The following is a 6,691-nucleotide window of genomic DNA, read 5'->3' on the forward strand; positions in this document are numbered from 1 at the left end:
GCTATTCACCTTCCCTCTTGTTGCACATTGTAAGCAGCTTCTGGAAATCAATTTTACCACTAGAAAGCGTAGGCAGCTCAGTAACTTCAGTAATTTGGTACAAGCTAGGGTGTAATCCTAAAGACTCACGTAAATATTGATGGGTTGTTTCGGTATCAGGCGCATTTACTACATAAAGCATGTCGTCTTCACCGCAACATAATATGTCCTTAGAAATGCTTTGCATGGCCTGCTCTATGTGGTCGAGCTGTAAGCGTTTGCCTCTAATTTTTATAAACCGTGAAAGGCGTCCTGTAATACGCACTAATCCGTTATCCGTCCATTCAGCAATGTCGCCAGTGGCTAAGCTTTGTTGTGGTACACGCTCTAGCGTCCAGTCAGTAGCAGCTTTAGCGTAACCTAACATTACATTATTACCGAAATACCACAGCTCACCCGCTTGGTCAGAACTTCTTATAAGTTCACTAGTTCCGATTTCACGAATTTCAAACCGTCCGCCAGGAATCGCTTTTCCTATGGAATCTCTAGCACCACTTAAAACCTCTGGCGGAACATAAGCCATACGAGCCGTTGCTTCAGTTTGACCGTACATTACATAGAGTGTCCAGTCTCGGTCTTTCGCTATACCTTCAAAATGCTCAACGAGATCCGGCGACATTTTGCCACCCGCTTGGGCTAAATAGCGCATCTGTGGCAGCTCCATGCGCTCTAACCGGAGCATTTGTAGCATCTGGAAATGGAACGGAACGCCAGAAAGAGAAGTAACACCGTGCTCTCGGAAGAGTTGCCAAAACTCTTTAGACATCAAAGGGTGTTTAGTCAGAACTATCCGAGCACCTTTCGCAAGATGAGTATTTAAAACAGATAAACCAAAACTGTAATGCAAAGGAAGCGTTGTTATTGCGCAGTCCGCCTGCTCTATGGGCAAATAATCTAAAATTGAATTTGTATTCGAAATTAAGTTGTCCCGACTTAACATAACCGACTTTGGAGCCCCAGAAGAACCACTAGTGCTGAGCAAAAGTGCAGCTTTTGCTTTGCTTGAAGCAATAGGCTTTTGAGTATTATGAAAAGGCCACGGCGCTATTTGCATAATAGCTTTTCCGCTAAGCACAATACTCACCCCTAGCTTCTCATACATAGCCTTTTTCATGTCTATGTTGAGGTCAGGGTCGATTAACAGCAATGGAACCTGCGCTCGCAGAGCAGCAAGATAATTGACGACACTTTCTATGTTGTTCTCGAATGCGAGTGCTGCCAAGCAAGGCTCTCCTCGCTCATTAATACACTGCTGTTCTATTTCTAATGCATGCTCTGCTACACGTTGCTCGAGTTCAGCATAGCTCACTGACTCTTTGTCAGTTAGAAGAGCGGGACCTAAAAAGTAGTCTAATCTATTAAAAATATCTGCATTTTTCTGCAAATTAACACTCGACGTCATATTTTTTTAGAATTTCACGACACTTGCCTACAGAGCTCATATCAATAATATCGTCTGTGTCGAGCATGACTTCAAATGTATCCTCAATTTCGGCCACAAGAATCATATGAGCAGTGGAATCCCATTCTTTAATGGTGTTGTAGGTTAAGTCATCATTAACCTTCTCTAAAGGAATACCAAGAGCTTTTGCAAAAACGGAATATAAAACTTCTGATGTCATTATTATTTTTTCCAAATGTAAAACGTATTAAACAAGCATACCGCCATCTACGCCAACGACCTGACCTGTTACATAAGACGATAAGTCCGAGGCTAAGAATAAAACTGAGCGCGCAACATCGTCCGGCGTCCCTATTCTTTGCATACCGATAGAGTCCATTCGCTGCTGGTATTTATCTTCTGGAATGCTCTTCGTCATATCAGTATCTATAAAACCAGGAGCTACCGCGTTAACTCTTATGTTTTGTGCCGCTAACTCTTTAGCCAAAGATTGGGTAATACCAATCACAGCAGCTTTGCTTCCGGCATACACCGCTTGGCCTTCATTACCGACACGGCCAATAATGGAAGCGATATTAATAATACTACCTGAACCTGCGCGTGCCATCAGTCTCGCGGCATACTGGCTGGTATAAAGCACACTATAGGTGTTTGTTGAGAAGGTATTCTTTATCTGCTCTTGCGACACCATACCAATGAGCGCGTCGTCTAAAATGCCAGCGTTATTGACCAGAATATCCAACCTTTTCGAGACTTTAAATATTTTCTGAAATGCATCTTTTACTGCTTGCGGATCAGTAACATCGAACGCTATTGGCTCTGCGGTACCTGAAAAACTATCATTAAGCTTTTGGCAAAGCTCAGTGAGCGCATCCTCGTTGCGGCCATTGACCAAAACATGAGCTCCAGCTTTCACTAAGAGTGACGCAACTTCAGCTCCTATACCTCTGCTAGCTCCGGTCACCAATGCGACCTTTCCTGTTAAATCGATTTCAATACTCATAGTTTTCTTGTACTCAACCCTTAGTACCTTATAAACCTAGCGATTGGAGCTTTAGCGGCTTCGTAATCTTTTCTATTTAAACTGTACCACTGTAAATCTTTCTGTTGCTCTTCTACATGAGTTATTTGAGAAGTAGATTTATAACCACATTTTTCATGGAACCGCACCGAAGCCTCGTTATCAACAAATATTTTGCCCACAAGGGTCGTTAAACCAAGCTCTTCAAACGCAAAGTCGTTCAAAGCAAATGCGACACAAAAAGGAATAATATTATTCTTAAACTGCTCGGGGTAAATATACATGCCCGGCTCAGCACTACCTTTGCTAAGGTCAATTTTAGTCAACGAAGCGACGCCGATGGGTTGTTCCTTGAACCAAGCTACCCAGTAAATCCTGCTATCGTCTTCCTGAAGCCCTTGGTACCAATTTTCCTGCTGCTCTTTTGAAATTTCACCTTGTTGTAGCATGTGTTTCGCCACTTCAGGAGAGTTTCGCCACGAACGGACTTGCTCTAGCATATCTTCTTCGAGGCGTTTCAATGTAACGCCGTATCTTTGAAACGGTACAACCGCCTTCATACCAAGTCCCATTGCATAGCTGTACCCTTCTTAGCAGATCGCTTAATAGGGCGACCTAACAGTATAGGTAAATACTTCACAGGTAAGCCGAGTCCAGGGCGAACAGACCTAAGATTCTTCTCAGTTAGAATTTCACCTTCTGCCATGTCTTCAGCAATATAGAGCGAACGACGGTGTTTTCGTGACGCTATCTCTTGCTCGGTACATCCGTAGTGTACTGTTCCCATAGCATCATGTGCACGCTTCGCTTCTTCAACTAACTGTTTAAACTCATGGGGCTCCATCGAAAACTCGGCATCTACCCCACCTTCACTGCGGTCGAGTACAAAATGTTTTTCTATAACAGTAGCACCAACCGCAACAGCGGCTACAGCGACGCCAAGCCCAGCAGTATGGTCTGAAAGTCCAACTTCACAGCCAAAAAGCTCGCGTAAATGAGGAATCGTATTGAGGTTTGCGTCAACAGGACGCGCAGGGTAATGGCTTGTGCATTTTAGGAGAATATAGTCCTCGCAACCATTGCTCTCCAACACCTCCACTGCCTCAGCTATCTCAGTTTGGCTTGCCATACCCGTAGACACAATAACGGGCTTTCCTGTTCTTGCGACAGCCGCAATAAGTTCATGATCAGTATTCTCAAAAGACGCAATTTTGTAGCAAGGCGTATCTAGCGACTCTAAATAATCGACAGCAGTTAAATCAAAAGGTGAACTGAACGCCAAGATACCTAATTGCTTAGCACGCTCGAAAATGGGTTTATGCCACTCCCAAGGTGTCATTGCCTTTTGATACAACTGATATAAAGAATAGCCGTGCCAAAGGTTTTCTTTGTTATCTATATAAAATTCATTTTCATGAACGTCGAGCGTAATGGTGTCTGCGGTGTAGGTTTGGAGCTTAATCGCGTCTACGCCAGCAGCCGCAGCTGCATCAACCATAGTCAGAGCTTTCTCTAGCGATTGATCATGATTACCGGACAATTCAGCAATTATAAAAGGCTTCTCGCTCGAGCCTATCTTACGTTGACCTATTTTCATTGCTCGTTTACCTCTTTCATCGCATTGACGACCCGAGTTACACCGTTACCGTCAACCAACGTCGCAGCTTTTCTGGACATAGCTGATAAACGGGAATGATCATGCGCTAACATTTGAATTTGATGCACTAACTCTACCGCAATATCTTCAACCTTTAAACGAATGCCTACCCCTTGTGCTTCAAGTGCTACAACCGCTGTACGTTGATTGGGTGCCAACTCCATCATTATAGTTGGTAAGCCTAAGCAGCAGCGCTCCCAAGACGTTGTTCCCGCAGCTCCAATCGCAAGATCGGCATGCATCATCACTTCCGCTACATTGCTTATACCATGGAGTACACTAACGTTTGTTTGGTTAAACTTAGTGACTGCAGACCTAATTGAGTCAACATGGGGTGAAGTAGCGCCTAAAACCACATCAATTTGGGTAAATAACCCATCTAGTTTTTCGGCAATACACTCAATAATTTGATGGGTATAATTAAATTCATCTACCCCACCTAAGGAAATCATTAACCGCTTAAGGCTTGTCCTTGTTTTTGCTTGCGCGCGGGCATTTAAAAACTCATCGCGTAATAACGTATAAGAAGTGCCCGCAAGAACTTGCCCATGTACTTTACCTTCGTAGTTTTCAGCCGTTCTGCCTAAGTTTTGATCAAGCAGTAAATCGGCGTCGTAATTACGATTAGCTAGGTCGTCAATGACCAATATATGCTTTGTAAGTTGTCGTGTTAAGCTATGCCAAGTAGACGACAAGCCATAGTGATCTACAATCACCCAGTCATAACTGGGTTCGCTAAAAAGCGATTGTACTTTTTCAAAATCTTCATTTTCAGACCATGGCAGCCAGCCATCGTAAGAACTATCACAATTCAGCCGATGAACCACATAGCCTTGTGCTTCTATGTGACCAATGAAGTTACCTGGTTGATCAATGCAAACGAACTCAACGCTAGCATCAGAACTTTTAAGCTTATTAGCAAGCGTTAAACAACGCATTACATGTCCGCTGCCCATGTGAATATTAGCGTCAACACGAATTAGAATATTCACCGGAATTATTTTCCAACCTCTAACGCTTTCATCATAAGCTCTGCTCTTTCCCAATCCTCATGCGTATCAATATCTTGAACACGAGAGCGTGGTAATACAAAACCTTGCGCGCGGCCTGAAAAAACGCTTTCCTTGCTTAACCAAGCTTCGGAGGTTCCCCAATAAAACTGACCAGCGTCATGGAATGCTTCTTCTAAGTCTTGAGAGCGTACATTGAAGTTTCGCTGTTCAAACTTTTCTACATGACCAGAATCAGAAAGCTTTACCGCTCGTTGAATCGGATAGGGAAAAGAACAAATACTGAATACATATGGGCAGGAATGGTCAGTGAGCATTTGCTTTGCTGACGACAAAAACTCTGGAACGAGAAAAGGTGCCGTAGCATAAATGCAGCAAACTTCGTCATAACTTTCTCCTTGTTCCTTCAGTGTTTCAATAGCGTGTCTAACAACGGGAGAAGTGCCAGTGTAGTCATCACTTAACTTTTGAGGCCGCACAAACGGCGTTTCTGCACCATAAGATCGAGCGACCTCTGCGATCTCTTCGTCGTCAGTCGAAACCACTACGCGCTCAAAACAATGGCTATTCAAAGCCGCCTCAATAGACCAAGCTATCATAGGCTTACCACAAAAGGGTTTTATGTTTTTACGGGGGATACGTTTACTTCCACCCCGAGCAGGAATAACCGCTAACGCCATATCGCCGTACTCTTTTAGTTTTAATTATAGACTTATCATACATCGACCATAAGCAAGAATCATTGATATAAAAAACAAATCATTTTTATGCCTACTACATGACGATTAAGGCTTACACGAATCGTTACGGTTAATCTGCAGTTGGGATTGGAGATACAGTCTTTAAGCTTAACCGTGCAGACCGCACAGCGGTCCGTACGAACGTAGCTCTATACAAGATAGGTGCTCAATGTGCCTGGCTTGTGCTCTGACTTTATAATCTTGTGGGGTAAAAGCCGTTAAAGCGAGCACTGCTCGCTAGGCTTTTACGCGAGGCATGGACGCCGAGCCGGGGGATGCTACATGGGTAAAAACCGCCCGAAGCGAGCACAGCTCGTTTAGGTTTTTACGCGAGGCATGGACGCCGAGCCGGGGGATGCTACATGGATGTATACATAGGTGGAACCCAAACAAAAAGCCCCCCGCTCACCGCGAAGGGCTTTAAGCCTGGACAGGGTAAAAGCCGTTAAAGCGAGCACTGCTCGCTAGGCTTTTACGCGAGGCATGGACGCCGAGCCGGGGGATGCTACATGGGTAAAAACCGCCCGGAGCGAGCACAGCTCGTTCAGGTTTTTACACGAGGCATGGACGCCGAGCCGGGGGATGCTACATGGGTAAAAACAGCCCGAAGCGAGCACAGCTCGTTTAGGTTTTTACGCGAGGCATGGACGCCGAGCCGGGGGATGCTACATGGGTAAAAACCGCCCGGAGCGAGCACAGCTCGTTCAGGTTTTTACACGAGGCATGGATGCCGAGTCGGGCGATGCTACATGGATGTATACATAGGTGGAACCCAAACAAAAAGCCCCTCGCTCAACGCGAAGGGCTTTAAGCCTGGACAGG

General features: G+C 44.7%; 7 protein-coding genes. All 7 read right to left on the bottom strand.

Annotation, left to right across the window (positions count from 1 at the left end; translation table 11 throughout):
* Nucleotide 1 precedes the first annotated feature (1 nt).
* The 7 genes from EYQ95_RS05260 to pseF are packed head-to-tail and all read right to left on the bottom strand — an operon-like array spanning nt 2 to nt 5,809.
* Nucleotides 2-1,423: an AMP-binding protein gene (locus tag EYQ95_RS05260; protein ID WP_165831896.1), complete on the bottom strand. Its 1,422-nt coding sequence runs from the start codon at nt 1,421-1,423 to the stop codon at nt 2-4.
* A gap of 1 nt (nt 1,424) precedes the next feature.
* Nucleotides 1,425-1,661 carry an acyl carrier protein gene (locus EYQ95_RS05265; protein ID WP_111913760.1) on the bottom strand — a complete coding sequence of 79 codons (237 nt, stop codon included), beginning with the start codon at nt 1,659-1,661 and terminating at the stop codon, nt 1,425-1,427.
* A 27-nt stretch (nt 1,662-1,688) separates the two neighbouring features.
* Nucleotides 1,689-2,444: an SDR family NAD(P)-dependent oxidoreductase gene (locus EYQ95_RS05270; RefSeq protein WP_111913759.1), complete on the bottom strand. Its 756-nt coding sequence runs from the start codon at nt 2,442-2,444 to the stop codon at nt 1,689-1,691.
* 20 nt (nt 2,445-2,464) lie between these two features.
* Nucleotides 2,465-3,022, bottom strand: coding sequence for a UDP-4-amino-4,6-dideoxy-N-acetyl-beta-L-altrosamine N-acetyltransferase (gene pseH, locus EYQ95_RS05275; RefSeq protein ID WP_165831895.1), 558 nt, complete (start codon nt 3,020-3,022; stop codon nt 2,465-2,467).
* Entirely contained in the window at nt 3,019-4,059 is a 1,041-nt protein-coding gene (gene pseI, locus EYQ95_RS05280; RefSeq protein WP_111913757.1) for a pseudaminic acid synthase, read from the bottom strand. The genes pseH and pseI overlap by 4 nt, the downstream gene beginning before the upstream one ends.
* Complete coding sequence (gene pseG, locus EYQ95_RS05285) at nt 4,056-5,111, bottom strand: UDP-2,4-diacetamido-2,4,6-trideoxy-beta-L-altropyranose hydrolase (protein ID WP_111913756.1); 1,056 nt, start codon at nt 5,109-5,111, stop codon at nt 4,056-4,058. Before pseG ends, pseI begins: the two co-directional genes overlap by 4 nt.
* A 5-nt stretch (nt 5,112-5,116) precedes the next feature.
* Nucleotides 5,117-5,809 carry a pseudaminic acid cytidylyltransferase gene (pseF, locus tag EYQ95_RS05290; RefSeq protein ID WP_111913755.1) on the bottom strand — a complete coding sequence of 231 codons (693 nt, stop codon included), beginning with the start codon at nt 5,807-5,809 and terminating at the stop codon, nt 5,117-5,119.
* Nucleotides 5,810-6,691 lie beyond the last annotated feature (882 nt).

This window comes from Lysobacter sp. N42, from assembly GCF_004344885.1.

What these genes read in the sequence shown, in the direction of transcription:
- pseF (WP_111913755.1), bottom strand. Translation starts at nt 5,809, where the DNA reads ATGGCGTTAGCGGTTATTCCTGCTCGGGGTGGAAGTAAACGTATCCCC.
- pseH (WP_165831895.1), bottom strand. Translation starts at nt 3,022, where the DNA reads ATGAAGGCGGTTGTACCGTTTCAAAGATACGGCGTTACATTGAAACGC.
- EYQ95_RS05270 (WP_111913759.1), bottom strand. Translation starts at nt 2,444, where the DNA reads ATGAGTATTGAAATCGATTTAACAGGAAAGGTCGCATTGGTGACCGGA.
- pseI (WP_111913757.1), bottom strand. Translation starts at nt 4,059, where the DNA reads ATGAAAATAGGTCAACGTAAGATAGGCTCGAGCGAGAAGCCTTTTATA.
- EYQ95_RS05265 (WP_111913760.1), bottom strand. Translation starts at nt 1,661, where the DNA reads ATGACATCAGAAGTTTTATATTCCGTTTTTGCAAAAGCTCTTGGTATT.